Source organism: Lysobacter sp. HA18 (genome assembly GCF_054057595.1).
Genome location: NZ_JBSRZL010000001.1, coordinates 15,995 through 41,601, shown reverse-complemented (window position 1 = coordinate 41,601; position 25,607 = coordinate 15,995). Strand labels below are relative to the sequence as shown.

The window sequence follows — 25,607 nt, the reverse complement described above, 5'->3', positions numbered from 1 at the left end:
TCGACATGTCGCATCGTCCCGCAGGCCATCCCGCGGTTGCGCCGTATCTCGTCGTCGAAGATGCCGCCGCGCAAATCGCATTCCTCGTCGATGTATTCGCCGCGGTCGAACGCGTGCGTCATGCCACGCCGGACGGCGGCATCCGCCATGCGGAAGTCGCGATCGAGGAGTCGATCGTGATGATCGGCGAGCGTCCCGGCGCCGCGATGAGCGCGTCCGTGCATGTCTACGTGCCCGATGTCGATGCCTGCCATGCGCGGGCACTCGCGGCCGGGGCGACCAGCGTGGTCGAACCGCGCGACCTTCCTTATGGCGACCGCAGCGCCGGCGTCCGCGACCCGCAGGGCAACCTCTGGTGGCTCGGAACCTATCGCGCGGCGGCCGCTGGAGCGGGCTCGGCCGGCTAGTCCATCGGTGGGGTGACTTCTGGCCCATGGCGAATCGTCTAGGTGTTGTACTCTACCAACACACCGATTCACCAACTCACCGAGGAAGCCGCCATGACCACCACCGAACGCACCGCCCCGACCGCGAACCCGACCCCGGCCGAAACCGCCCGCGTTGTCCCCTTCACCCTCTCGAACCCGCGCGAACGCGACTTCGGCGTCGGCTACGGCAAGAGCAGCGGCTACGCGACCACCCGCCGTTACACCACCGAATGGGCCGGCCCGCGCTTCCGCGTCGCCTGATCTGTCGACCGTAACGACCATGTTCCGACCGACCGCCCTTCGCGCCGCCACCGCCGCCGGCCTCGCCTTCGCGATGGCCATGAGCCCTGCGAGCGCCGCGAAGGGCCGTCTTGGATTCGCCGTCGACATCGAGACCTCCGGCTTCTTCCTGACGCCGACCCTCGAACGCGTCACCGTGAAGACGGTGACCGCCGGCTCGCCGGCCTCCGCGGCTGACCTGCGCCCGGGTGACCAGGTGCTGGAGATCGACGGCGCCGCCGTCCACGGGCTGCCCGCACGACCGCTCGGCGCGAAGTTGCACGACCTGCAGCGCGGCCAGCACCTGCGTATGACCGTGCGCCATGCAGACGGCCGCGTCGCCACGCTGGACCTCATTGCCGGCTGATCCGCGCGACCGCGCACGGTATCGTGGCGCGATGACTTCGACCGCCTCGCCGTTCCGCGGCACGACCACACTCGACGACCTCAACGCGCTGTCCGGGCACACCGCGATGGTGCCGCTGGGCATCCGATTCTCCGAACTCGGCGCCGATTTCCTGTGCGCGACGATGCCGGTCGACGACCGCACCCGCCAACCCTATGGCCTGCTGCACGGCGGCGCCTCGGTGCTGCTCGCCGAAACGCTGGGCTCGACCGCCGGCAATATGTGCGTGCCCGAAGACCGCATCTGCGTCGGCATCGAAATCAACGCCAACCATGTGCGCGGCGTACGCGAGGGCGTCGTTACTGGCACGGCGCGGCCGTTGCACATCGGCGCGAGCACCCATGTCTGGGAAATCCGAATTGAGGACGAGCGCGGCAAGCTGGTCTGCATCTCGCGGCTGACGCTGGCCGTGGTCGCGCGGACGCCCGCTTGATCGACGATCGCGTTCCCGGGGGCCGCATGCGTCCGGTATCGTGCCGCCGATGAACGCGCCCACGTCCCCCGCAGGCGCCGCACCGGGCGCTGCCGTCCTGCGCGCGCTCCGTTACCTGATCCGCGTGCCGATGCTGCTCTGGCATGCGCTGATCCACCTGCCGCTGCTCCTGCTCGTGCTGACGCCGTTGGCCCGGAGCTGGCGGTGGGGCGACGAGCCCTTCCAGCACCGCGCGATCCGCGCCTGGCAGGGCGGGCTGATGTGGATCTTCGGCTTCCGCCTGCGTCGCGCGGGCACGCCACTCGAAGGCGCGACCATGTTCGTCGCCAACCATGTCGGCTGGGTCGACATCTCGATGCTGCACAGCCAGCGGATGATGGGTTTCGTCGCCAAGGACGAGATCGCGGCCTGGCCGCTGGTGGGCTGGCTGGCCGCGCGCGGGCAGACCATCTTCCACCGCCGCGGCAGCACCGAATCACTGGGTGGCGTGCTGGGCGAGATGGTCCGACGCCTGCAGCGCGGCGATTCGGTGGGCGTGTTCCCCGAAGGCGGCACTCGCGGCGGCACCGAGATCGGCCCGTTCCACGCGCGCATCTTCACCGCGGCGGTCGACGCCAACGTACCGGTGCAGCCGGTCGCGCTGATCTACGGCGAGAACGGCGCGGCGCAGACCACGGTCGCCTTCGGCCGGCGCGAGAGCTTCGGCGCGAACCTGATCCGTCTGCTCGGTGAGCCCGCGCGCACCGCGACCGTGCATTTCCTCGAGCCGATCGCGGCCGGGCAGGAAGACGGTCGACGCCGCATCGCCGACCTCGCGCGTGCCCGCATCATCGCCGCGATGGGCGGCTGAGCCGGGATGTCGACGGTCGACTTCGCGCCACCGCGCGGCCTGCGGAACGCCCACCTGCAGACCGTCCTCGGCACCAGTCCGCTGCGCGGTTACCTCGGCAAGCGACGACTCGCCGCGCAGGCCGCGCGCACCACGACGCACTTGGTCGACGCCGGCGACGGTGTGCGCCTCGCCGGCGTGCACGACGAACCCGGGAACGGCGCGAGCAAAGGCCTGGCCCTGCTGCTGCACGGCTGGGAAGGCAGCGTCGACTCCAGCTACATGCGTCTTACCGCCGCCGAGCTGCTCCGACGCGGCTGGTCGACATTCCGCCTCAACTTCCGCGACCACGGCGACACGCACCACCTCAACGAAGAGATCTTCCACTCCGGTCGCATCGACGAGGTCGTGCGCGCGGCGGTCGACGTATCGCGACGTTTTCCCGCATCGCGCACGGTCGCCGCGGGGTACTCGCTGGGCGGCAACTTCGCATTGCGACTCGCTCTTCGTGCGACCGCCGCCGGCCTGCGCCTGGAGCGCGTCGCGGCGGTCTGCCCGGTGATCGATCCCGCGCACACCATGGACGCGATGGATCACGGTGTCGGCGTCTATCGACGCTATTTCGAGCGCAAGTGGCGCGGTTCGCTGCTGCGCAAGCGCGAGCTGTATCCGCACCTCACGCACCTCGACGACCGCACGCTCGGCCAGCGCCTGCGCGAGATCACCCGCGCGTTGGTCGAAGGCCATACCGACTACGGCACGCTCGACGGCTACTTCGACCGCTACACGATCGGTGGCGACCGCTTGGCCAAGCTCGACGTGCCGGCCGAAATCCTCACCGCGGCCGACGATCCGGTGATCCCGGTCCACGACTTCGAGACGCTGACGCTCGCGCCGTCGACCAACCTCGTCGTCACCCCGCACGGCGGCCACTGCGGCTTCCTGCAGAACGCGCGGCTGGACGGCTTCGCCGAACGTTGGGTCGCCGACGTGCTCGACCGTCCGGCCGGCGCTTAGCCCCCGCTACAATCCGGGGTCGCCTCGCTCGATCTCCGGAATTTCCATGTACGACACCGTCCTCGACGCGCTCCGCCGCGGCGCCGCCGACGAAGCCCTGTCCGCCGCGCAGTCGCTCGTCGAGCAGCAGCCCGACGACCTGCGCGCCCAGCGCCTGCTCGCCGCCGCGCAGCGTCTTTCGGGTGATACCGATGCGGCGTTCGCCACGCTCGACCGCGCGCTCGAACACCATCCCGAAGATGCCGACCTGCACCTCGAACGCGCAGGCCTGCTGCTGCAGTCGCGCGACCTCGACGCGGCGGAAATCGCGCTGGCACGCAGTGTCGGCCTCGATCCCAACCAGTTCCCGGCGTACATCATCCAGGCGCAACTCGCGCTGGCACGCGGTGAGCTGGACGAAGCCGATCGCCTCGTCCGCACGGCCGCGCGCATCGCGCCGCAGCATCCGCAGCTGAGCGCGGTCGAAGGCCTGCTCGCACTGCGTCGCGGTCGCCCGGATGAGGCGCTGGCCCTCGTCGCGACTGCGAGCAAGCACGCACCCGACGAGCCGTTGCTGCGCTACGCGCTGGGCGCGGCGTATCTCGCCAAGGACCATCTCGCGTTCGCCGAACAGGCGTTCCGCGGCGTACTGGAGACGTCGCCCGACAACCACGCGCTGCGTGCGCTGGTCGCCGACATCGTGCGCCGGCAGGGCCGCGCCGAGCAGGCCGCCGAGGAACTCGCACCGCTGCTCGACGATCCGCGTACCGGCCCGGGGCTTCATCGCCTCGCCGGTGAGCTCGAACTCGCGGCCGGCCGCGTCGATGCCGCACTGCCGCGCCTCAAGCATGCGTTGGCGATGATGCCGGGCGACCGCCGCACGCTCGCCGCGCTGATGGCCGCATGGCAGCAGCCCGAGTCTGCAGGCGATGCGCGCGGCACGCTCGACGCCGCGCTCGCGACGCACCCGCACATCGAAGACCTGTGGCTTGCGCGACTCGGCGTCGAAACGTTCGCCGGCCCGGAAGCGCGCGCGGTCATCGATCGCTGGATGGCGGCCATGCCCGACCATCCGCCCGCGCTGATGGCGCGCCTGACCGTGCTCGACGCGGGTGGCGACGCCGAAGGCGCGGAAGCGATCGCCTACCGCATCGTCGACATCCAGCCGGGCCACACGCTGGCCGAAATGCGTCTGCTCAACGGCCTGATGGATCGCGACCCGGAAGGCGCCGTCACCCGACTGCATGGTCTGCTCGAACGCGTTGCCGATCCCGACATCGCGCGCGCACTGCGGCAGCTGCTCGGCTTCGCGCACGACCGCGCCGGCCAGCCACGCGAAGCAGTCGCCACGTGGCTCGCGTTGCATGCCGAAGCCGCGTCGATCCGCATGGAACCGCCGCCGGCGACGGGCTATGCGGGTCCGTGGCCGGAGCGCGCGCCGCGTCCGGACACCGCGCCGATCACCGTCTTCCTGTGGGGCGCACCGGGCTCGATGATCGAGCGCCTGTCGCGCACGCTGGAAGTGGCGGGCGGCCCGCTGCTGCAGGACCGCATCGGCCCGAACCCGCCGGTCGATCCGTTCCAGCGCGTCGACACCGGCCGCGCACTGGTCGACGGCAGTCTCGATAGCGCCTACCTCGCTGCACAGTGGCGCGCGGCGCTGCCCGGCCGCGGTGCGCGCGAACGCGTCGTGTTCGACTGGCTGCCGTTCTGGGACAACGCGTATGCGCTTGCGCTTCGTCCGAACATCCCCGAGGCCGGGCTGCTGATCGCCCTTCGCGACCCGCGCGACATGCTGCTCGACTGGCTCGCCTTCGGCGCCCCGGCGCCGCTGCGTCTTGAGTCGGCGGTCGAGGCCGCGCGCTGGCTCGCCGGCCAGCTCGAACAGGTTGCCGACATCGAGGCGGGCGACATCGTCCCGTTCCGCATCATCCGCATGGACGACATCGCGCACGATCCGCGGGCGATCGCGCAGGCCATGGCCGACGCGCTCGACCTGCGCGTGCCGATCGCGCCGCCGCAGGCCTACGGCCCAACGCGCATGCCGCGCGACCACTGGCAGCGCTTCGCCAACGTCCTCGACGAGGCGTTCGCGATCCTCGGCCCGGTCGCCGCGCGCCTGGGCTACACCGCCTGATCGAATCGACCGTCCCCACCGGAGATCGCCATGCACCTGACCAGTGACAGCTTCCAGCATCGCCAGCGCCTGCCCGACGAGTTCGCGGCCGGTGTGCGCAATGGCGACGACGTCGGCTTCGGCAGGAACCGCAATCCGCACCTGCGCTGGGACGACGTGCCGGCCGGCACAAAGTCGTTCACCCTGCTGGTGATGGACCCCGACGTGCCGACCGTGCCGGAAATGGTCGGCAAGCCCGGCGTCGAAATTCCGGTCGACCAGCCGCGTTGCGATTTCACCCATTGGGCGATGGCCGACATCCCGGCCGACGTGCGCGAGATCGCGGCCGGTGCGTACAGCGACGGCATGGTGCCGCACGGCAAGCAGGAGCCTGCGGGTCCGGCCGGCAGCCGCCAGGGCCTCAACGACTACACCGGCTGGTTCGCGGGTGACGAATCGATGCGTGGCGACTGGCGCGGTTACGACGGCCCGTTCCCGCCGCCGAACGACCTGCGGCTGCATCGCTACTTCTTCCGGCTGTTCGCGCTCGATGTCGCGACGCTCGAGCTGCCGGAGCGCTTTGCGTCGGCCGATGTGTTCCGCGCGATGCACGGCCACGTGCTCGCCGAAGCGACGCTGCAGGCCAGCTATTCACTGCATCCGGACGTCAAGGGCTGAAGCATTCCGCCGTTAGACTCGGTATGGCGGCCCAGCCTTGGTTCAGAGGCGGGCCCCCAGGATGCAGTGACGGTGTGGATACGGGAGGTCGGGCGGTGCGGCAGTCGGGACGGGTGATGCGACGGAGCCTTGCGGTCGCGCTTGCGTTGTTGCTCGCCGGCTGTGGCGCGGCACCCGCACCGGTTACGCATGCCCCGGTCACGCTCGGCGACAAAGCGGTCGCGCCGATACCGGCGAACGACGAACCGCAGCCGCAACCCGCGGACGATCTGTCCGGCACGCACTGGCCTTCCGCACGCGTCGAGCACGGCCTCGCGCAGGTCAGCTGCGAGCGCGACGACGCCGACGATGCGCCGCGCGCACTCGACTCGCTCGAGTTCTTCCCGCTGTACGACGCGATGGCGACCTGCGCGTCCACCGGCCTGGTTCGCCTGCATTACAGCGGTCGCATCGATGGCGGTTTCACCGAACTGATGCGCCGCGTCTCCGCGATGGCGCAGCGCATGGATCTTCCCGAGCGCCTGCTCGACATCGATTCGCCGGGCGGGCATGTCGAGGAAGCGATCCGCGCAGGCGACGCACTCGCCGATGCGAAGTGGACGGTGCGTGTGCAGAACGACGCGAATTGCCTGTCCGCCTGCGTGCTGGTGCTCGCCGCCGCGGACGATCGCATCGTGCACGGCAACGTCGGCGTGCATCGCCTGATGCGCGACCGTTCGAACGCGACCTCGCGCGCCGAGCTCAATGACGAGCTGCGCAACGTCAACGGGATGGTGCGCGAATACCTCGAACGCCACGGCGTCGCGCTCGCGGTCGCCGACCTGATGATGACGGTGCCGAACCGTCGCCTGCGCCTGCTCACCGCCGACGAGCTCGACCAGTACGGCTTGGTCGGCCGCAATGCCGCGCAGGACGACCTCGATCGCATCGTCGTGCGCCGCAAGTGCGGCGAGGATTTCATGCGTCGTCGCGATGCATTCCAGCGCCAGTTCGAAGCGCGCTGCGGCATCGACGATAAGCCCTGGGATGAAGTGACGCGTTGCGGTCTCGAACTGCGCCCCGCGTACGGCTTCCCGGATGCGAAGTGCCAGGACGAAACGCCACTCGCCGATGCGCAGCGCCGACTCGAACTCGAGACCACGCGTCAGGCGGCGCTGGTCGCCGAAGCGGATTCGGCGAAGACCGTGGATGCTGCGAAGGATGACGCGCCCGCTGACAAGACGGTGGCATCCGCCGATGCGCCGGCGTCGCATGGCGCATCCGCGCGCGACGCACGCTGACCGTTACGACATAACGTCGCGCACCGAGCGCGACGTCCGAAACGAAAAAGGCCGCGATCGTTAAACGTCGCGGCCTTTCTTATTGCGATGTGCGTGCGTTGATCAGCTGCCGTGCGGAAGTAACGTCAGAAGCGCGATGCCGAGCACGATGCGATACACCGCGAACGCGGTGAAGCGGTGCGTCTGGATGTAGCGCAGCAGCCACTTCACTGCGACGAACGCGGTGATGGTCGACACCACAAACGCGATCGCGAGCGCGGTCCAGTCTTCGCCCGCGGCGCCGCCGTCCTTCAAGACGTGCAGCAGCTCGTAACCGGTCGCCGCGAACATGGTCGGGATGCCGACGAGGAACGCGAATTCGGTCGCCGCTGCACGCGAGGTGGTGCCTGCAAGCAGCGCGACGAAGATCGTCGCTGCCGAACGTGAGGTGCCGGGAAACACGCCGGCCACGACCTGCGCCACGCCCACCAGCAGCGCGACCGTCCAGGTGATCGTGCGTCGTTCGCCGATCATGTTCGCGCGCCGTGCCGCGAAGATCTCCGCGACGATCATCCACACCGCGCCGATGATCAGCGCCCATGCGATCGGCGTGACGTCGTCGGGTAGTTCGAAGCCCAGCTTCTTGACGATGAGCCCGAGCACCGCGGTGATCGCGAACGCGACGCCGAGCTTGATCGCGTACTCGCGCGCCGGCTGGCCGTGCACGTCGCCATTGCCGCGGCCGAGGAACGACATCGCCAGCTGCCACAAACGCTCGCGATAGATCGCGACCACGGCGAGGATCGCGCCCGCCTGGATCGCGATGTTGAACAGGTCGGAGCGGTGCCCGAGCCAGCGTTCGGCGATCAGCAGGTGGCCGGTGCTGGAGATCGGCAGGAACTCGGTGACGCCTTCGATCAGGCCGAGCAGGAGGGCTTGCAGGAAGTCGGGCATCGCGTGCGGCCGCCGGAGGGGAGCGGGGATGGTACGGGGCAGTCCGTCGCGACGTCAGCCGCTCGCGGTCGCCCTCGAACATGAACCGGCCGTGGTCGACGCCGCCGCTGTGCACCAGTTCGTGTTGCGACGGCCGATACCGTTCGATGGATGCAGACCGCTGCCGCCACCGTGAACGACACCGACCGCCCGCGCGCTGCGCCGGTATGGAGTCGCCTGCTCGACGTCGTCGCCAGCCGTGAGCGGCGTCGCCGGTTGCGGCTCGTGCAGTGGCTGATCGCGACGCTCGTATACGGCGGAAGCGCGCTAGTGCTGGCAGCGGGCATCGGCCAGGGTTGGATGCAGGCGTCGGCGCTGCGCGCATGGCTCGGGTTCGTGATGGCGGTGCAGCTCGCGAGCTACGTCGCGCTTCGCAGCGGCTGGAGCGAACGCTCGCGCGATCCCTCGTTGTCGGTGTGGCAGCTGGCGATGGGCGTGGTCGCTGTGAACTGGGGCTACGTGATCTGCGGGCCGATGCGCACCTCGGCGCTGTTTCCGCTGATGGTGATCTTCGCGTTCGGGGCCTTCGCGCTGCGTTGGCGGCAAATCGCCGTGCTCACCGTGCTCGCGGTAGCCAGCCTCGTGGCGGCGGTCGCACTGCGTGCTGCGTATCCGCAATGGTCGACGGCTGAAGGCGTGGTCGAGCCGTTCCGCGTCGACATCAACAACGTGCTGATGATCCTCGTCGTGCTGCCCGCGCTCTCCGTGATCGCCGCGCGGCTGTCGGGCCTGCGGCAGAAGCTGCGTGACCAGCGCTCGGCGCTGGCCTCGGCGTTGGAGCAGGTCGAGCGGCTCGCGGTCAGCGACGAACTGACCGGCCTGCCGAATCGTCGATCGATGCAGGCGCTGCTCGAGCGCAGCATCGCGTTGTCCAATCGCGACGTCGCGCCGTTCTGCGTCGCCATCCTCGACATCGACCACTTCAAAGCGGTGAACGACGAGCTCGGCCACGCGGCCGGCGACGAGGTGCTGCGCAACGTCGGCCGGCTCGGCCGTGACCAATTGCGCGCCACCGACGTGCTCGGGCGCTGGGGCGGCGAGGAGTTCCTGCTGGTGATGCCCGGCGCACCCGACGTCGGCACCACTGCGCTCGAACGCATCCGCGAGGCCGTCGCCTGTGGTGCGTGTCCGGGACGACGCGTCACGCTGTCGGCGGGCGTCGCCACGCACCGGCCGGGCGAGGACGCCGACGCGCTGCTCGCACGTGCCGATCGCGCGCTGTACCGGGCCAAGCACGACGGCCGCGACCGGGTCGCCCTCGACGTCGGCTGAGCGCAATCGCAGCGCACCAGCAAGGTGCGCCCGTCGCCATCCGTGCACCGGCATGAAGCGGCCGCGACCATGGCGCCGCATCGTCGCCCTTACGCATCAACGAGTTGCATCACGCCGACGCTTGGCATCGTCCTTGCTGTGAAGGCGGGGTCAGCGCAATCCTGCGCCGCGCCCTTGCCCTCCCTTGGAGCCGCCATGTCCCTCGAGAGCGTCGAAAAGCTCATCCGCGACCACAAGGTCGAATTCGTCGACCTGCGTTTCACCGACATGCGCGGTGTGCAGCACCACGTGACGTTCCCGGCGTCGATCGTCGAAGCCTCGCTGTTCGAGGACGGCAAGATGTTCGACGGCTCGTCGATCATCGGCTGGCGCGGCATCCAGCAGTCCGACATGGTGCTGCTGCCCGACCCGTCCACCGCGTTCCTCGACCCGTTCACCGCGGATCCGACGCTGGTGCTGATCTGCGACATCCTCGATCCGACCACGATGCAGGGCTACTCGCGCGATCCGCGTGGCATCGCCAAGCGCGCCGAGGCCTTCCTGAAGTCGAGCGGCGTTGCCGACACCGCGTTCTTCGGCCCGGAACCCGAGTTCTTCATCTTCGATTCGGTGCGCTTCGCCAACGAGATGGGCCACACCTTCTTCCACGTCGATTCGGAAGAAGCGCACTGGAACTCCGGCACCGACTACGCCGGCGGCAACACCGGCTACCGGCCGATGGTGAAGGGCGGCTACTTCCCGGTCGGCCCGCTCGATTCGCTGCATGACCTGCGCGCCGAGATGTGCAAGACGCTCGCCGCGGTCGGCCAGGAAGTCGAAGTCCACCACCACGAGGTGGCGAACGCGGGCCAGTGCGAGATCGGCGTCAAGTTCAACACGCTGGTGCGCAAGGCCGACGAGCTCACGACGATGAAGTACGTCGTCAAGAACGTCGCGCACCGCAACGGCAAGACCGCGACGTTCATGCCGAAGCCGCTCGTGGGCGACAACGGTTCGGGCATGCACGTGCACCAGTCGCTCGCCAAGAGCGGCACCAACCTGTTCAGCGGCGACGGCTACGGCGGCCTGTCGCAGATGGCGCTGTGGTACATCGGCGGCATCTTCAAACACGCGCGTGCGATCAACGCGTTCGCCAACTCGACGACCAACTCGTACAAGCGCCTGGTGCCGGGCTACGAAGCCCCGGTGATGCTTGCGTACTCGGCGAGCAACCGTTCCGCGTCGTGCCGCATTCCGTACGTCGCCAATCCGAAGGCGCGCCGCATCGAGATCCGCTTCCCCGATCCGATGAACTCCGGCTACCTCACCTTCGCCGCGCTGATGATGGCTGGCCTCGACGGCATCAAGAACCAGATCGATCCGGGTGCGCCGTCTGATAAGGATCTGTACGACCTGCCGCCGGAAGAAGAGAAGAACATCCCGACCGTCTGCCACTCGCTCGACCAGGCGCTGGAATCGCTCGACAAGGATCGCGACTTCCTCAAGGCCGGCGGCGTGTTCACCGACGACTTCATCGATGCGTATATCGGCATGAAGATGAAGGAGGTCACCGCGTTCCGCGCGGCGACGCATCCGCTGGAATATCAGATGTATTACACGATCTGATGATCGTCGCGGCCCGGGGTGATGAGCCTCGGGCCGCGTTGTTTGTGAGGTTGTTGTTTTGGGGAAAGCAAAAGCGTTTCGTGCGCTAGCGCGCCCGAGTTACTTTCTTTGCTGGTGCAAAGAAAGTAACCAAAGAAAGCACCTTCCCCGAGGTGGAGCACAGCTCGCGCGGGTGGGCGCAAGGGCGGCGGTCAGACTCGGCATCCTGCCTCGGCTGACCGCGGCGCACAGCCATGTGCGCCGCCCTCCGGGCCGGGGGAGTGGCGCGTGGTTCCGTTTGAATTGCTGATGCACCGCAAGCCAAGGTCGATGCAAGCGCACCAAAAGCTGTAGTGCGTCGCCACTGCAATCGTGAGGCCCGAAGTGCGCTTGGCCCTGCGGTGTTGAATCACCGGGTGCACTGCAATCCTGAGTCGATGCAAGCGCACCAAAAGATGTAGCGCATTGCGACTGCAATCGTGAGACCCGAAGGGCGGCGCGCAGGACGCGCGCCGTCGCCACGCGAGGCAGGATGCCGAGTGTGGCGATCGCGACACACCGACCGATCGCGAGCTGTAGATCCGTCGGGGAAGGTGCTTTCTTTGGTTACTTTCTTTGCACCAGCAAAGAAAGTAACTCGGGCGCGTAAGCGCACGAAACGCTTTTGCTTTCAAAGACTTCAATCGAGCAAACGAACCGCGCCGAGATGGAAATCCACCCCAACCACCTCGACCACCCCGCCGTCATCGCGCTACTGCGTGCCCACCTCGACGCACTCGCACAACTCAGCCCCGCCGAATCGATGCACGCACTCGATCTCGACGCGCTGGAATCCCCCGACATCACCTTCTGGACCGCATGGGACGGCGACAACCTCATGGGCTGCGCCGCACTGAAAGCCCTCGACGCCACCCATGTCGAACTCAAGTCCATGCGCACCGCGCCCGCCTATCTGCGACGCGGCGTAGCCAAGGCGTTGCTCAACATCGCGCTGGACGAAGCTCGTCGCCGCGGCCACACGTGCATCAGCCTCGAAACCGGCACCGCACCCGAATTCGCCGCCGCGCATGCGCTCTACCGCAACGCCGGTTTTGTCGACTGCGGACCGTTTGCGAGTTACGTCGACGACCCGCACAGCACCTTCATGACGCTCGATCTCGTTCCCGCCTGACGGAGCCCGCATGCACATCGCACGTCGCGTTCGATCGTTCGCCGCAATCGCGATGTCCATTCCGACGCTCGCGAACGCGGCGACCCCGACGGTCGACAAGGGCGACACCGCGTGGATGCTCGTGTCGACGTTGCTGGTCGTGCTGATGATCGCGCCGGGCCTCGCGTTGTTCTATGGCGGGCTCGTGCGTGCGAAGAACATCCTGTCGATGCTCGTGCAGGTGCTCGTCGTCGCGGCGATGGCGCTGGTGTTGTGGGTCGCGTACGGTTATTCGCTGGCATTCGATGGCGGCGGCGCGCTGATCGGTGGCCTCGGTAACGTGATGTTGCGACACGTGACGCCGCTATCGACCGTGCCGACATTCACGGCCAGCGTCGCGATACCGGAGTTCGTCTACGTTGCGTTCCAAGGCGCGTTCGCAGCGATCAGTTGCGCGCTGGTTGTCGGTGCGATCGCGGAACGTGCGCGGCTGCGTGCGGTGCTCTTGTTCACCGCGCTGTGGTTCACCTTTGCCTACCTGCCACTCGCACACATGGTGTGGGCGTCGAACGGCTGGTTGTTCGCGAAGGGCGCGCTCGATTTCGCGGGCGGCACGGTCGTGCACATCAATGCAGGCATTGCCGGCCTCGTCGTTGCACGCAAGGTCGGTCCGCGCATCGGATTCGGACGCGAGCGCCTGTCGCCGCATTCGCTTCCGCTGACGCTCGCCGGCGCATCGCTGCTATGGGTGGGCTGGTTCGGTTTCAACGCAGGCTCTGCGCTGGAAGCCAACGGCGTCGCCGCGCTCGCATTCATCAACACATTGGTCGCTGCCGCGGCGGGCGTGCTCGCGTGGAGTGCGATCGAAGCGCTGCGTCGCGGCTATGCATCGATGCTCGGTGCCGCGTCGGGTCTGGTGGCGGGACTGGTTGCGGTCACACCGGCCTGTGGCACGGTCGGCGTCGGCGGTGCCCTCGTGATCGGTGCCTGCGGCGGGCTGGCGGGGTTCTGGGGCGTCGGTGCGCTGAAGCATCGGCTGCGCGTCGACGACACGCTCGACGTGTTCGGAATCCACGGCGTCTGCGGCATCGTTGGTGCGCTGCTCACCGGTGTATTCAGCCTGCCGATGTTCGGCGGCACATTGGGCGCTGACGCCGGCCTGCTGCATCAACTGGGCGTGCAGGCATTGGGTGTCGTCGTGACGTTGCTGCTGTCGGGCGGCGTCGCGATGGTCGCGATCGAAGTCGTCTCGCGCATCGTCGCGCTACGCGTCGAGGCGGACGCCGAACGCGAGGGCCTGGACATCACCTCGCACGGCGAGTCGGCCTACGCGCCTTGAGCGGATTCGCTACGGCCGCTTGAGTCGACCGGCATCACAGGCCTAGGATCGAAGCGAACCCGACCTGGTGAGGGATGTCATGGATGATCGCGCCGCCCGGATGCAACGTGTGCACGATGCACGCGTGCAGTGGCTCCACGAACTGCGTAATGCGATGAATGCGCTTGGTGTCACCGTGTCGCTCGGGCGCCGATTGCTCGAGCGCGGCGACAGCGATTCGGCGATGGACATGCTCGAACGCACTGAAGACGCCTGGGCGGACTGCCGCGCGTTGCTGGCCGCGGGGCCGGACGTGATCGGTGTCGGAGCGTCAGGCGGGCTGGACGCCGATGTTCAGTGGCGCAGCAGCGACAGCACCGCGCCGACTTCCAGCGGGTCGACCGGCTTCGCGCAGACGTCCACGCTGCGATAGCGCTCGGGCAGCGCTTCGCGCTCGTAGCCCGAGGCGAATACGAACGGTACGTCGCGCGCGGCGAGCGCGTCGGCGATCGGATACACCGCTTCACCGCCGAGGTTGACGTCGAGGATCGCGGCGTCAATCTCCGGCGCGTCGGCGATGAGCTTGAGTGCGGCTTCGACCGAGCCGACCGGCCCGACGATTTCCGCGCCCAGGTCCTGCAGCGATTGCGACAGGTAGAGCGCTTGCAGGTATTCGTCCTCGACGACCAGCAGGCGCAGGCCACCCACGTTCGACTCCGTCATATCGCAGTCCTCCGAATGGGCGCCGCACCACGCGGCTGAAGGGTTCACTGCGCGAACGGTACTCCATCGCACAGCCGCCGCCATTCAAACCATGTGAACGGCTCAGGCCGGTACCGCGGCCAGATCCGTGGTGACGGGACGCAAGCGCGCGGCGCTCGCGCTTGGCTGCGTACATGGCCTCGTCCGCCTCGCGCATGAGCCGCGCGCCATCGCAGCCATCGCGTTGCACGGCGACGCCGATGCTGCCGGAGATCGACAGCTGCAGAGCGCCGATCGCGAACGACGGCTGCATCGCGCTGGTGATCGCCCGCGCGCGACGTTCGGCGGACGTCGCGATGTCGCCCCTCGATTGAAGCAATACGACGAACTCGTCACCCGATAGACGCGCGGCGACATCATCGCCGCCCACGCATGCGCGCAAGCGTTCGGCGAATTCGCAGAGCACCGCATCGCCGACATCGTGACCATGCGTGTCGTTGACCTGCTTGAAGCCATCGAGGTCGATGAAGACGACGGCAGTCTCGACGTTTTCGTGCGTTGCACGCTGCGCCGCGACTTCGAGCGCCGCCGCCCACGCGGCGCGGTTCGGCAACCCGGTGAGCTCATCACTCATCGCGCGATGCTCAAGCACCTGCGCCAAGACGCTTGTGCGCGGTGACGTCATGCGCGGCGACGAAGAAGCCGCGCTCGCCGTCGACGGCCGAGGTCACGTCGGGGATGTAGGTCACGGTCGCATGCAGCTGCTCACCGGACGCGTCGATACGCACGCGCTCGAAGCTCACCTGCTCGCCGGCGCGCACGCGATCGAGATAGGGCAGGGCTTGCCGCATGTCGTCCGAATCGAGCACGTCGTCCATGTGCAGCCCCCCGGCGTCGATGTCGCTGCGGCCGAACCACTCGCAGTAGGCGCCGTTGGCGAAGTGATAGCGAAGATCGGCGCCGACGTAGGCAATCATCGCCGGCACGTGATCGGTGATCGTGCGCAGGCGCGCTTCGCTTTCGCGCAGTTGGCGTTCGGCGGCGGTGCGCTCCGAGATGTCCTGCAGAAAGGCGGTGAACAGGCGACGCCGCCCCAGCCGCACCAGCGAGATGGTGAATTCGATCGGGAATTCGTGGCCGCTGCGATGACGCGCCGGCATCTGCAGGCGCTGATCGAGCACGCGCGATTCGCCGCTGGCGAGGAAGCGCGCCATGCCGCTCTCGTGTGCACGGCGATGCTGCTGCGGCACGATCAAATCGCTCAGCGAACGGCCGATGGCCTCGCTGCGACGCCAGCCGAAGATCGCTTCGGCCGCGCGGTTCCATTCGGAGACGCGACCGTCTTCCTCGCAGGCGACGAAGGCATCGTGCGAGTTTTCGAGAATGGTGCGGATGCGCAGTTCGCTTTCGCGCAGCGCGCGTTCCACGACACGACGTTGCTCGACTTCCACCGCCAGCGTGCGGTTCGCGCTTTCCAGTTCGCGCGTGCGTTCGACGACGCGGGTTTCGAGATCGTCGCGCGCGGCGCGGATCTCGCGCTCGGCTTCGATCGTCGAGCTGATGTCTTCGATGATCGAAATGAAGTGCAGCGGCGCGCCGGCCTCGTTCCGACGCAGCGATACGGTGAGATGCGCCCACAGCGAATGCCCGTCGCGATGCAGGTAGCGCTTGCGCATCTCGTAGCGTTCGATGCGGCCGTCGAGCAATTGCTGCAGCAGCGCGAGATCGCCATCGAGGTCGGCGGGATGCGTGATGTCCTGGAACGACAGCGTGAGCAGCTGATCGACCGGATGGCCGAGGAAATCGCACAGCGTGCGGTTCACCCGCAACCAGCGGCCATCGAGCCCGACGTGCGCGATGCCGACGGGCGCCTGTTCGAACGTGGCACGGAACAGTGCTTCGCGCTCGGTGGCTTCGGCTTCGGCTTGTACGCGCGCGGTCACGTCCTGCGCGAATGCCAGCATCGACACGAGGTGACCCGCGTCGTCGAACACCGCCGACATGAACCATTCGCAATGCACCACGCGGCCGTCTTGCGTGTAGTTGCGGTAGTGGATGATCTGGCTCGGCGTTTCGCCCGTCACCAGCGACAGCATCGCGGTCGCCACGCTGTCGGCATCGTCTTCGTGGATGAAGCGCCACTGGTCCGGGCGGTCGCCGATGACTTCTTCCTCGGCCCAGCCGAACAGCGCTTCGGCGCGCGACGACCAGCGCCGCACGCGCAGGCGCGCATCGAACTCGACCACCGCGAGCGGCGTGTTGTTGACGTGCACGTCGAGGCGTTGCTCGGCTTCGTCGAGACGCTGCCGGCGGCGCTGCATCTCCGCCTCGAAGATGATCATCGCCTGCTGCTGTTCGGTGACGTCGCGCGCGATGGCGTAGGTGCGGCCGTCGTCGCCCACGCGCGAATGCCATTCCAGCCAGCGATGCCCGCCCGACTTCACGCGATAGCGGTTGCGAAAGCGCGGGGTCGGGTTGCCGGTGTACGTGCGCACCGCTTCGGCCAGCGTGCGTTCGCGATCGTCCGGATGCACGAAGTCGATGAAGGGCTGCGCGTGCATGTCGGCGGTCGTCCAGCCCAGCGCGGTTTCCCATGCGCGGTTGACTCGCACGATGGCGCCGGCCTGATTGGCGATGGCCAGCGGATCGGGGCAGAGATCGAAGAAGGCGTCGCGCTCGGCGCGTGCGCGATGCGGTTCGGTGACGTCGTGCACCAGCGCCGCGAGGTAGGACGGCGCGCCGTCGTCATCGGGAATGACGGACGCATCGACACGCAGCCAGCTGTGGCTGCCGTCGAGCCGGGGCACGCGCAGTTCGAGGTCGAAGGCGCGCACGCCCTCGTCGACGACCGAGGTGATGTGGCGCATCAGGGCGACGGCGTCTTCCAGCTCGCAGGCGCCGATGGCCGCGCGGCCTTCGAGGCGTTCGCGCGGGCGGCCGAGCAGGTCGCAGGCGGCGTCGTTGATCGCCAGCCAGCGGCCGTCCAGACCGATCAGCGCGAGCCCGCCCGCGGCGTCGCGGAAGGCGCCTTCATAGGACCAGCGGGGCTCGACGGGGATGGCGGATTCGGGGTTTCGCATGAACCGGTTCATGCAATTGCCATGCCCGTTTAGCCGGCATATACGAGCGCTCGATCACGCCGCCGACTTGACCGCACTCGCGCAACGATCAAGCGGATGCCGCGTCGATTAACGCTGCCGATACGGCGAATCGTGTGAACGGTGCGTCGACACGGCCGCCACTATTCTCGCGCGATCCCGCCCATGGGGATGGGCGCTTTCTCGAGATTTCACGTGACCGAAGCCACTGCGCGGCGCTCCCGTTCCGCCGCCAAGACCGCGCCTTCCAAGCCCGCCTACGACGATCCGCTGCAGGCGCTGCTTGCCGCGATGTCGCAGGTGAGCGAGGGCAACTTCGACGTTCGCCTGCCCGGCCACTGGGAGGGCATCGAAGGCCGCCTGGCGGCCGCGTTCAACGAGATCGTCGGCGAGAACCGGCTGCTCGCGGACGAGCTGGCTCGCGTCGGCCAGGCGGTCGGCCGCAGCGGCCAGACCCGCCAGCGCGTCGCCCCGGCTTCGCGTCGTGGCCAGTGGGCGCACATGGAGCGCTCGGTCAATGAACTGATCGACGACCTGGTGCGCCCGGTCGAGACCATTACCGAGGCGATCGCCGGCGTGTCGAAGGGCGACCTGACGCGCTTCGTGCCGCTCGAGGCGGGCGGCCGGCCGCTCGAGGGCGAGTTCCTGCGCTCGGCGACGATCGTCAATCGAATGATCGAGCAGATGGGCGAGTTCTCGTCCGAGGTCACGCGCGTGGCGCTGGAGGTCGGCACCGCCGGCCTGCTCGGCGGCCAGGCGCAGGTCAAGGGCGTGTCGGGCGTCTGGAAGGACCTGACCGACTCAGTCAACCAGATGGCGTCCAACCTTACCGCGCAGGTGCGAAACATCGCCGAGGTGACCATTGCGGTCGCGAACGGCGACCTGTCGCGAAAGATCACCGTCGACGTGCGCGGCGAAATCCTGCAACTCAAGGAAGCCATCAACACGATGGTGGACCAGCTGCGCGGCTTCGCATCGGAAGTGACGCGCGTGGCGCGCGAGGTCGGTACCGAAGGCAAGCTCGGCGGCCAGGCGATCGTGCCCGGCGTCGCAGGTACGTGGAAGGACCTGACCGACTCCGTCAACGCGATGGCGTCGAACCTGACGAGTCAGGTGCGAAACATCGCGGAAGTGACGACGGCGGTCGCGAAGGGCGATCTCTCGCGAAAGATCACGGTCGACGTGCGCGGCGAAATCCGTGAGCTGAAGGACACCATCAACACGATGGTCGACCAGCTCAACGGCTTCGCGGCGGAAGTGACGCGCGTTGCGCGCGAAGTCGGTACCGAAGGCAAGCTCGGCGGCCAGGCCGACGTGCCGGGCGTCGCGGGTACGTGGAAGGACCTGACCGACAACGTGAACCTGATGGCGTCGAACCTGACGCTGCAGGTGCGAAACATCGCCGACGTCACCACCGCGGTGGCGAAGGGCGACCTCTCGCGCAAGATCACCGTGGACGTGCGCGGCGAAATCCTGCAGCTGAAGGAAACCATCAACACGATGGTCGACCAGCTCAACGGCTTCGCAGCGGAAGTGACGCGCGTGGCGCGCGAGGTCGGTACCGAAGGACGCCTCGGCGGCCAGGCGGTCGTGCCGGGCGTCGCGGGTACCTGGGGCGATCTCACCGAATCGGTGAACGCGATGGCGTCGAACCTGACGTCGCAGGTGCGAAACATCGCGGAGGTGACCACCGCCGTGGCGCGAGGCGACCTGTCGCGCAAGATCACGGTGGACGTGCGCGGCGAAATCCGGGAGCTCAAGGACACCATCAACACGATGGTCGACCAGCTCAACGGCTTCGCAGCGGAAGTGACGCGCGTGGCGCGCGAGGTCGGTACCGAAGGACGACTCGGCGGCCAGGCGCAGGTGCCGGGCGTCGCGGGTACGTGGAAGGACCTCACCGACTCGGTGAACTCCATGGCGTCCAACCTCACCGCGCAGGTGCGAAACATCGCCGAGGTGACCACCGCGGTGGCGCGAGGCGATCTGTCGCGCAAGATCGCGGTGGACGTGAAGGGCGAGATCCTGGAGCTCAAGGTCACCATCAACACGATGGTGGACCAGCTCAACGGCTTCGCGGCGGAAGTGACGCGCGTCGCGCGCGAGGTCGGCGCGGAAGGCAAGCTCGGCGGCCAGGCGCAGGTGCCGGGCGTCGCGGGTACGTGGAAGGACCTCACCGACAACGTCAACTCGATGGCGTCCAACCTCACCACGCAGGTGCGAAACATCGCCGAAGTGGCGACGGCGGTGGCGCGAGGCGACCTGTCGAAGAAGATCGCGGTCGATGCGCAGGGCGAAATCCTGCAGCTGAAGAACACGCTCAACGTGATGGTGGACCAGCTCAACGGCTTCGCCGCGGAAGTGACGCGCGTGGCGCGTGAAGTCGGTACCGAAGGCAAGCTCGGCGGCCAGGCATCGGTGCCGGGCGTCGCCGGTACGTGGAAGGACCTCACCGACAACGTCAACTGGATGGCGGCGAACCTCACCACGCAGGTGCGCGGCATCGCGAAGGTGGTGACCGCGGTCGCGAACGGCGACCTGCGCCAGAAGCTGACGGTGGAAGCGAAGGGCGAAATCGCCGAGCTCGCCGACACCATCAACTCGATGACCGACACGCTCGCGATCTTCGCCGACCAGGTGTCGACGGTGGCGCGCGAGGTCGGTATCGAAGGTCGACTCGGTGGCCAGGCGAACGTGCCGGGCACCGCGGGCGTGTGGAAGGACCTCACCGCCAACGTCAACCAGCTCGCCGACAACCTCACTACGCAGGTCCGCGCGATCGCGGAAGTCGCGACGGCGGTGACGCAGAACGACCTGACGCGTACCGTCACCGTCGACGCGAGCGGCGAAGTCGCGGACCTTCGCGACAACATCAACGTGATGATCTCGACGTTGCGTGCAACGACCGAGTCGAACCGCGAGCAGGACTGGCTGAAGACCAACCTCGCGCAGTTCCACGCGATGATGCAGGGCCAGCGCGACCTCGCGACGCTCGGCAGCCAGCTGCTCGGCGAACTCGCGCCGCTGGTCGATGCACAGCAGGGCCTGATCTACATCGTCGAGAGCGACGAGGCGGGCAACGAGAACGGACAGCTGCGCCAGCTCGCGGGTTACGCCGACGCGCCGGTCGACGCCGTGCATCACCTGATGAAGATCGGCGATGGTCTGATCGGGCAGTGCGCCGCAGAAGGCCGCATGATCCTGCTGCGCGACATTCCGAACGATCTCGTGCAGATCCGCTCCGGCCTGCTGAGCATGTCGCCGCGCAACGTGATCGTGCTGCCGGTGCTGTTCGAAGACGAGGTCAAGGCGGTCGTCGAACTCGCCTCCGTGCATGACTTCAACGACGTGCACCTGACGTTCCTCGAGCAGCTCTCGCGCTCGATCGGCATCACGCTCAACACGATCGAAGCCGGCATGCGTACCGAGGGCCTGCTGCAGCAGTCGCAGCAGCTCGCCGCGGAACTCCAGGCCCAGCAGCGCGAACTGCAGCAGACCAACGAGGAGATCGCGCTCAAGGCCGCGCTGCTCGCCGAGCAGAAGGCGGAGGTCGAAACCAAGAACAACCAGATCGAGCACGCACGCCGCGAACTGGAAGCCAAGGCCGCCGAGCTCGCGCTCACCTCGCGCTACAAGTCCGAGTTCCTCGCGAACATGTCGCACGAGCTGCGCACGCCGCTCAACTCGATCCTGATCCTTGGCCAACAGCTCGCCGAGAATCCGGAAACGAACCTGTCGCCGCGCCAGGTCGAATTCGCGAAGACGATCCATGCCGCGGGTACCGACCTGCTGCATCTCATCTCCGACATCCTCGACCTGTCGAAGATCGAGTCGGGCACGGTCACCATCGAAACCGAGGTGATGACGTTCGGGCACCTGCGCGAGAACATGGAGCGCAGCTTCCGTCACGACGCCGAACGTCGCGGCCTCGACTTCTCGGTGGACTTCGCACCGGAACTCGGCCCGTCGCTCACCACCGACCCCAAGCGCCTGCAGCAAATCCTCAAGAACCTGCTGTCGAACGCGATGAAGTTCACCGAGGAAGGCAGCGTGCGCATGGCTGCGCGCGTGGCGACCAGCGGCTGGTCGCGCGGTCATGCGGTGCTCGACAACACCAAGACCGTCATCGCCTTCGACGTCACCGACACCGGCATCGGCATCTCCGCCGACAAGCAGCGCATCGTGTTCGAGGCGTTCCAGCAGGCCGACGCCGGCACGTCCCGCAAGTACGGCGGCACGGGCCTCGGCCTCGCGATTTCGCGCGAGATCGCGGGCCTGCTCGGCGGCGAACTCACGCTGTCGAGCCAGCCGGGCAAGGGTTCGACGTTCACCCTCTACCTGCCGCTGCGTTACGCCGACCCCAATGCCGACGACGGCAACGGTTTCGCCAATGCCATGTCGCGCGCGATGCAGAACCGTCCGACGCCGCGTGCGATCGCAGCGATCGCCGAGGCCGATAACGCGCATCCGGCGCCCGCCGCGCCCAAGAACATCGACGACGACCGTGAGCATCTCAACGCGGAATGGCCGACGCTGCTCGTGGTCGAGGACGATCCGCGCTACGCCGCGGTGATGCGCGACCTCGCGCGCTCGCGCGGCTTCAACGTGCTGGTCACCAATCGCGGCGCGGAAGCCTTGCGGATGGTGCGCGACTTCAAGCCGAGCGCGATCAGCCTCGACATCTTCCTGCCCGACATGCTCGGCTGGACGGTGCTCGCGCGCCTCAAGCAGGACGCCTCGACGCGCCACATCCCGGTGCAGATCGTCACCGTCGAGGAAGACCGCCACCACTCGCTGGAGCGCGGCGCGTACAGCTACGTCGCCAAGCCGTCGAGCCCCGACCTCATCGGCGCGGCGCTGGAGCGCATGCGCGACTTCACCAAGACGCGCGTCAAGAAGCTGCTCGTGGTCGAGGACGATGCCGGCGAGCGCATGTCGATCGAGGAGCTGATCCGCCACGACGACATCGAGATCGTCAGCGTCGGCACCGGCGGGGACGCGCTGGAGGCCATGCGCGGCGGCGACATCGAATGCGTCGTGCTCGACCTGCGCCTGCCCGACATGAGCGGTTTCGACCTGCTCGATCGCCTGCAGGACGACGACATGCTGCGCGAGGTTCCGGTGGTCGTGTTCACCGGCAAGGAGCTGAGCCAGGCCGAGGACGCGCGCCTCAAGCGCATGGCCAAGAGCGTGGTGATCAAGGGCGTGGAGTCCCCCGAGCGCCTGCTCGACGAGACTTCGCTGCTGCTGCACCGGGTCATCGCCGACCTGCCCGAGCACAAGCAGAAGATGGTGCGCCGCCTCACCGAATCCGACGAGGTGCTGCAGAACAAGCGCGTGCTGGTCGTCGACGACGACATGCGCAACATCTTCGCGCTGTCCATCGTGCTCGAACGCCACGGTATGGAGGTGCTGACCGCCAACAACGGTCAGGAAGCCGTGGACAAGGTCACATCCGACCGTGACATCGATATCGTCCTGATGGACATCATGATGCCGGGCATGGATGGTTATGACACGATGCGCGCCATCCGCAGCGACCCCGAAGCGCGTGCGATCCCGATCGTCGCGCTCACCGCGAAGGCGATGAAGGGTGACCGCGAGAAGTGCCTCGAGGCCGGTGCGTCCGACTACCTCGCCAAACCGGTCGTGACCGATCAGCTACTTGGAGTACTGCGTCAGTGGCTGCACCGTTGACCACAACGGGTAACGACCTGCAGGCGCCGGAGTCGGCGCCTGCCACGATCCTGCTGGTCGACGACCAGCCGGGTCGCCTGCTGTCGTACCGCGCGATCCTCGAACCGCTGGGCGAAAACCTCATCGAGGCACGCTCGGGCGAGGAAGCACTCAAGCGCCTCATGGAGCACGAGTGCGCGCTGATCCTGCTCGACGTCAACATGCCCGGCATGGACGGCTTCGAGACCGCGAGCCTGATCCACCAGCATCCGCGGTACGAGAAGACACCGATCATCTTCGTCACCGCGGTCAACGTCTCCGACCTCGATCGCCTGCGCGGCTACAAGCTCGGCGCGGTCGACTACGTCATGGTGCCGGTCATTCCGGAAATCATGCGCAGCAAGGTCAGCGTGCTGGTCGAGCTGTATCGCAAGCGGCGCGAGCTGCAGAGCGCGAACGAAAATCTTGCGCGCGCCAACGAAGACCTGCGCGTCGAGAAGGCGCGCGAGCTCGAAGCGCTTAACGAATCGCTGCGCACCGCCAACGTCGCGCTCGCGCAGCGCAACATCGAACTGCAGGCGCAGATCGCCGAACGCGAACGCGCGCAGGCAAGGCTGCTCGAGCACGACCGTCGCAAGGACCAGTTCCTCGCCACGCTCGCGCACGAACTGCGCAATCCGCTGGCGTCGCTCGCCAATGCGGTGAACATCATGAAGCTGGGCGGCCGCTCCGGCGCCGAGCTGCACGACGCGATGGATCGTCAGCTGCGCCTGCTGGTGCGCCTGATCGACGACCTGCTCGACGTCGCGCGCATCAGCCAGGACAAGCTGGTCCTGCGCAACGTCACCACCACCATCGACACCGTGCTGCGCGCGGCGGTGGAAAGCATCTCGCCGGTATTGCAGGCCACGGGCCACAACCTCGAGCTGCACGTGCCGGCCATCGAAGTGCCGCTGGACGCCGACCCCGAGCGCCTGTCGCAGGTGTTCGCGAACCTGATCAGTAACGCCGCGAAGTATTCCGACCCGACGCAGCCCATTCGCGTCGACTGCGAACGCGATGGCGACGACGTGCTGGTGCACGTCACCGATCGCGGCATCGGCCTCGCGCCCGAACAGGTCGACGCGATCTTCGAACCGTTCGCGCAGGTCGACACCTCGATCGAGCGCGCACGTGGCGGCCTCGGCATCGGCCTCACGCTGGTGCGTCGCCTGGTCGAAATGCACGGCGGCGAAGTCGCCGCGACCAGCAGCGGCCTCGGCCTCGGCAGCCGGTTCACCGTGCGCCTGCCGATCGGGCACGACGGCGAGATCGTGGAGCCCGGCCTCGACGCGATTCCGAACGCGTCGCCACGCCGCATCCTCGTCATCGACGACAACTGCGATTCGGCCGACACGCTGGCGATGATGCTGGAGATGCTCGGTCACGAAACGCAGCGCATCTACGACCCGCATGCCGCCGAGCAGGCGGTGTCGTCATTCGCGCCGGATGTCGTGTTCCTCGACATCGGCATGCCCGGCATCAGCGGTTACGACGTCGCGCGCAAGCTGCGCGCTTCGGCGCTGGGCGAGACGGTGACGCTGGTGGCGGTGACGGGCTGGGGCCAGCCCGAGGACCGACAGCGCACCGCCGAAGCCGGCTTCAACCACCACCTGGTGAAGCCGCCGGAGATCGACGCGATCTGCCGGATCCTGGGCGCGTTGCCGGTTTACGAAGCGAAGGTTCCATGAGCGACCGCCCGCTGTTCGAGCGTCTGGTCCACGACCTGAAGGGCCCGCTGTCGCCGTTGCAGACTGCCGCGTACCTGTTGCGTCGCCCGGAGCTTCCGCAGGAACGCCGCGTCGAACTCGCCGAGACCATCGAGCGCCAGTCGCGTCGCATGGCCAGCATGATCGAGGAGCTGGGCGACTGGGTGCGCTCGCAGGAAAATCGCCTGGTGCAGCGCATGCGCCCGGTCGACGTGCAGATGCTGCTCGACCTCGCAGTCGGCGGCGTCGCCGGTTGCACCGTCACGGGTGATGCCGCGCCGGAACTCGCCGGCCATCATGTGCTCGGCGACGAGTCGCGCCTGCAGCAGGCGCTGAGCAGCCTGATCGCGTTCTCGCAATGGCATTCGAAGGCCTCGCCCGGCCTGCACGCCTGGCGCGAAGGCGATCAAGCGCTGATCGAAGTCAGCGATTCCGGCGAAACACCGGACGACGCGGCGTCGCTGCTCACCGACCCGCTGCCCGAGCCGCCGGACCTCGGCCTCGGCCTGCGCCTGATCATCGCCGAGGCGATCGTGCGCTCGCACGGCGGCACGCTGACCGCGAGCGCGCTGTCGCCGGGTCTCGCGTTCCGCATCACGCTTCCGCTGGTCGAGTAACGCCGCGCGGCTCGCAACGGTCGCG

Annotated in this window: 20 protein-coding genes; 16 read left to right on the top strand and 4 right to left on the bottom strand. The window is 67.8% G+C overall.

The annotated features are described in order from the left end of the window. The first annotated feature begins 5 nt into the window (after positions 1–5). The 9 genes from ACVWWW_RS00185 to ACVWWW_RS00145 all read left to right on the top strand — a co-directional run bounded on the left by ACVWWW_RS00185 (position 6) and on the right by ACVWWW_RS00145 (position 7,445). The gene (locus ACVWWW_RS00185) at positions 6–407 is read left to right on the top strand and encodes a VOC family protein (RefSeq protein ID WP_027081581.1); all 402 of its coding nucleotides are present in this window, start codon (positions 6–8) and stop codon (positions 405–407) included. 93 nt (positions 408–500) lie between these two features. Further along, the gene (locus ACVWWW_RS00180; protein ID WP_027081582.1) at positions 501–689 is read left to right on the top strand and encodes a hypothetical protein; all 189 of its coding nucleotides are present in this window, start codon (positions 501–503) and stop codon (positions 687–689) included. A 19-nt stretch (positions 690–708) separates the two neighbouring features. Continuing rightward, positions 709–1,074, top strand: coding sequence for a PDZ domain-containing protein (locus ACVWWW_RS00175; RefSeq protein WP_036140931.1), 366 nt, complete (start codon positions 709–711; stop codon positions 1,072–1,074). 31 nt (positions 1,075–1,105) lie between these two features. After that, positions 1,106–1,546 carry a hotdog fold thioesterase gene (locus ACVWWW_RS00170; protein ID WP_027081583.1) on the top strand — a complete coding sequence of 147 codons (441 nt, stop codon included), beginning with the start codon at positions 1,106–1,108 and terminating at the stop codon, positions 1,544–1,546. Between the two features lie 49 nt (positions 1,547–1,595). Next, positions 1,596–2,396 carry a lysophospholipid acyltransferase family protein gene (locus tag ACVWWW_RS00165; protein ID WP_027081584.1) on the top strand — a complete coding sequence of 267 codons (801 nt, stop codon included), beginning with the start codon at positions 1,596–1,598 and terminating at the stop codon, positions 2,394–2,396. Positions 2,397–2,402: 6 nt separating this feature from the next. Continuing rightward, entirely contained in the window at positions 2,403–3,392 is a 990-nt protein-coding gene (locus tag ACVWWW_RS00160) for an alpha/beta fold hydrolase (RefSeq protein WP_027081585.1), read from the top strand. A 46-nt stretch (positions 3,393–3,438) separates the two neighbouring features. Then, positions 3,439–5,508: a tetratricopeptide repeat protein gene (locus ACVWWW_RS00155; protein WP_027081586.1), complete on the top strand. Its 2,070-nt coding sequence runs from the start codon at positions 3,439–3,441 to the stop codon at positions 5,506–5,508. A 30-nt stretch (positions 5,509–5,538) separates the two neighbouring features. Continuing rightward, positions 5,539–6,165, top strand: coding sequence for a YbhB/YbcL family Raf kinase inhibitor-like protein (locus ACVWWW_RS00150; protein ID WP_027081587.1), 627 nt, complete (start codon positions 5,539–5,541; stop codon positions 6,163–6,165). Between the two features lie 116 nt (positions 6,166–6,281). Next, complete coding sequence (locus tag ACVWWW_RS00145) at positions 6,282–7,445, top strand: hypothetical protein (protein ID WP_051234559.1); 1,164 nt, start codon at positions 6,282–6,284, stop codon at positions 7,443–7,445. Between the two features lie 102 nt (positions 7,446–7,547). On the opposite strand, the gene ACVWWW_RS00140 is transcribed toward ACVWWW_RS00145, so the two are convergent. Beyond that, entirely contained in the window at positions 7,548–8,378 is an 831-nt protein-coding gene (locus tag ACVWWW_RS00140; protein WP_027081588.1) for an undecaprenyl-diphosphate phosphatase, read from the bottom strand. A gap of 150 nt (positions 8,379–8,528) precedes the next feature. On the opposite strand from ACVWWW_RS00140, the gene ACVWWW_RS00135 reads away from it, so the two are divergent. The 4 genes from ACVWWW_RS00135 to ACVWWW_RS00120 all read left to right on the top strand — a co-directional run bounded on the left by ACVWWW_RS00135 (position 8,529) and on the right by ACVWWW_RS00120 (position 13,762). Beyond that, entirely contained in the window at positions 8,529–9,689 is a 1,161-nt protein-coding gene (locus ACVWWW_RS00135; protein WP_051234562.1) for a GGDEF domain-containing protein, read from the top strand. A gap of 195 nt (positions 9,690–9,884) precedes the next feature. Beyond that, positions 9,885–11,294 carry a type I glutamate--ammonia ligase gene (gene glnA / locus ACVWWW_RS00130; protein WP_027081589.1) on the top strand — a complete coding sequence of 470 codons (1,410 nt, stop codon included), beginning with the start codon at positions 9,885–9,887 and terminating at the stop codon, positions 11,292–11,294. Between the two features lie 685 nt (positions 11,295–11,979). Continuing rightward, on the top strand, positions 11,980–12,444 hold the full coding sequence (locus tag ACVWWW_RS00125; RefSeq protein WP_027081590.1) for a GNAT family N-acetyltransferase: 465 nt from the start codon (positions 11,980–11,982) through the stop codon (positions 12,442–12,444). A 10-nt stretch (positions 12,445–12,454) separates the two neighbouring features. Then, complete coding sequence (locus ACVWWW_RS00120; protein WP_051234564.1) at positions 12,455–13,762, top strand: ammonium transporter; 1,308 nt, start codon at positions 12,455–12,457, stop codon at positions 13,760–13,762. Positions 13,763–14,095: 333 nt separating this feature from the next. Here ACVWWW_RS00120 and ACVWWW_RS00115 read toward each other — a convergent pair whose 3' ends face one another. The 3 genes from ACVWWW_RS00115 to ACVWWW_RS00105 are packed head-to-tail and all read right to left on the bottom strand — an operon-like array spanning position 14,096 to position 17,523. Continuing rightward, positions 14,096–14,410, bottom strand: a complete 315-nt coding sequence (locus tag ACVWWW_RS00115; protein ID WP_456998735.1) for a response regulator — start codon at positions 14,408–14,410, stop codon at positions 14,096–14,098. After that, positions 14,298–15,077 (bottom strand): diguanylate cyclase, encoded by a 780-nt coding sequence (locus tag ACVWWW_RS00110; RefSeq protein WP_456998607.1) that lies wholly within the window; start codon positions 15,075–15,077, stop codon positions 14,298–14,300. Before ACVWWW_RS00110 ends, ACVWWW_RS00115 begins: the two co-directional genes overlap by 113 nt. Positions 15,078–15,087: 10 nt before the next feature. After that, entirely contained in the window at positions 15,088–17,523 is a 2,436-nt protein-coding gene (locus ACVWWW_RS00105) for a PAS domain-containing protein (RefSeq protein ID WP_456998606.1), read from the bottom strand. A 213-nt stretch (positions 17,524–17,736) separates the two neighbouring features. Here ACVWWW_RS00105 and ACVWWW_RS00100 point away from each other — a divergent pair, with 213 nt between their 5' ends. From ACVWWW_RS00100 to ACVWWW_RS00090, 3 genes are read left to right on the top strand one after another with little or no spacing between them, the layout of a single operon-like run. After that, positions 17,737–23,238, top strand: a complete 5,502-nt coding sequence (locus tag ACVWWW_RS00100; protein ID WP_456998605.1) for a HAMP domain-containing protein — start codon at positions 17,737–17,739, stop codon at positions 23,236–23,238. Then, complete coding sequence (locus ACVWWW_RS00095; protein ID WP_051234566.1) at positions 23,223–24,947, top strand: response regulator; 1,725 nt, start codon at positions 23,223–23,225, stop codon at positions 24,945–24,947. The genes ACVWWW_RS00100 and ACVWWW_RS00095 overlap by 16 nt, the downstream gene beginning before the upstream one ends. Continuing rightward, positions 24,944–25,582 (top strand): two-component sensor histidine kinase, encoded by a 639-nt coding sequence (locus ACVWWW_RS00090; RefSeq protein ID WP_027081595.1) that lies wholly within the window; start codon positions 24,944–24,946, stop codon positions 25,580–25,582. The genes ACVWWW_RS00095 and ACVWWW_RS00090 overlap by 4 nt, the downstream gene beginning before the upstream one ends. Positions 25,583–25,607: the final 25 nt, after the last annotated feature.